This is a genomic window from Pasteurella testudinis DSM 23072 (assembly GCF_900176075.1).
Taxonomy (GTDB): domain Bacteria; phylum Pseudomonadota; class Gammaproteobacteria; order Enterobacterales; family Pasteurellaceae; genus Chelonobacter; species Chelonobacter testudinis.
Genome location: NZ_FWWV01000060.1, coordinates 1 through 1,857, shown reverse-complemented (window position 1 = coordinate 1,857; position 1,857 = coordinate 1). Strand labels below are relative to the sequence as shown.

The following is a 1,857-nucleotide window of genomic DNA, read 5'->3' as shown; positions in this document are numbered from 1 at the left end:
TTCTGGCGATCCTCTAGAAAAATAGCATACATAAGGTAGGTAAACCCATCATTGTTTTCTGATAGCTGATCTACATTGATACCTTGCTTTAACAATGTGTCTACTTTTAGAATATCATTTTGATAAATCGCTTCCCCCATCTCTGCCCGCTCACCAAAAAAGAAATTTTTTGCCGGAAAGCGCGTATTCATAATTTCATTCGTAGACATAGTTACCTTCTCTCTCTCATCATTAACAGTCGGAATATGATTATATATAGCATATAAAAAATGAAAAAAATAATAGAGTAAAAATATAAAAATTATTAATAAGCTTAAGCTAATAATAGCTCTTAGGTATCTCACATTATTTTTCATAATACTCCTTAATTCCCTGTATAAACTCAGGCGTAATCGAATGCCCCGAGTTACTGTTTATTTTGACTTTTTTCCCGACTACCTCAGGTATATTGCCTTGTGTGAAAACGCCAAAAGCATCACGCTTGATATCTAGAGGAATATCATATTCATCTAATGCGTATTCCTCCAATAAGCGAATAGATGAAGGATTAAAGGAATAATCCGGATGGCTTGCCAACCCATCAATCATAAGTGCGGTTACCCCGACAGCTTTTCGATTATTCTGCCCCAAATTTAAAAGGTCGTTATTTGCATAAAAAGCTGTAATTTTATCAGTGGAGACCTGATCAATATTAAGCGCTTTTTGAATTTTAGGATGCAATCCCGCACTATTATAAGTATATGATGTGACCTCCGTTGACAATGCTCCGATACTGGCGAGTTCTCCTCCCAAGGAATGTCCAACAGTAATCATACGACTATTGTGCGGTAAATTTTCTTGTAAGTTGACAGCTAAATCTTGAGCAAAGACAAATTGCCGGTTTAATATGCCAACTCCCCCCTCATAATCCGCCTTAATATCTGCCTTGGAAGTCATTTCTGTTCCTCGATAGGCTAAGAAATAAGTCCCGTTTTTTTGATATACTGCAGCATAAAATCCACTGTTATCATTCCGCAATAATTTTATATCCACCCCTAATTCATTTAACTCATCATCCGACAATCTTTTAACCCCTTCGGGCAACTCACCAGCCTTATCATGATAGACATCTTGACTTAGCAGTGCTCCCAATAAAGCTTCGTCTTTTTCGCTGTCTGGTTGTGATGAAGCAACGCTATTACTTAATGCTATTGTCATCGCAAGCAAATCTCGCATTGGGGAAGGCGGCTCACTCACTTTTTGTTGGTTTAAATAAAGGGCATTTTGTCCATTGACCGTAATCTTACCGCTACCCTCTATCGCAACAATGCCTGCTTTGGTTAGCGTAATGCGCGAGCCGCCTGTGCTCAAGCAAATATCACCATTTTTTGAACTGACTAATAATTGTTTATTAACAACCGTTTTCTTATTCCCTGAAATATTCACAACATTATTCAACGCAACCCTAGAGAATTCATTTTTTGCAATCTCTTTCTTACGATGACCTTGAATGGAAATATTTTGTTTTTTGGCGACTTGTTCAATATGCTGGCCATTAACCTGGGTCTGCTTATTATTCAACACATAGGTATTCATATCCTTCTGTGCCCGTAGATCCAAGCGCTGATTATCCGTCGCATCCTCCATCAGTATGCCATTGTAACCGCCCCCTTTATACGTTTGCGAATCAAGGTGCATCTGGGTCTTGTTCGCCGGCAAAGCACCCGGCGGCATATTGGTCGCATGGTAGGTTCTGCCCGTTACGATCGGTTGGTCCGGATCGCCGTCCAGAAAATCCACCACCACTTCTTGCCCTACCCGCGGGATCGCCAACATCCCCCAGCCTTTGCCTGCCCACGGTTGTGTCACCCTAATCCA

General features: G+C 40.4%; 2 protein-coding genes. Both read right to left on the bottom strand.

Going from position 1 to position 1,857, the window contains the following annotated elements:
• Positions 1-356 (bottom strand): hypothetical protein (locus tag B8880_RS12760; protein WP_208610924.1); only part of this gene is annotated, 356 nt, incomplete at its 3' end.
• On the bottom strand, positions 346-1,857 hold a 1,512-nt coding region (gene vgrG, locus B8880_RS14485; RefSeq protein WP_159460757.1), incomplete at its 5' end, for a type VI secretion system tip protein VgrG. The genes vgrG and B8880_RS12760, both read right to left, overlap by 11 nt.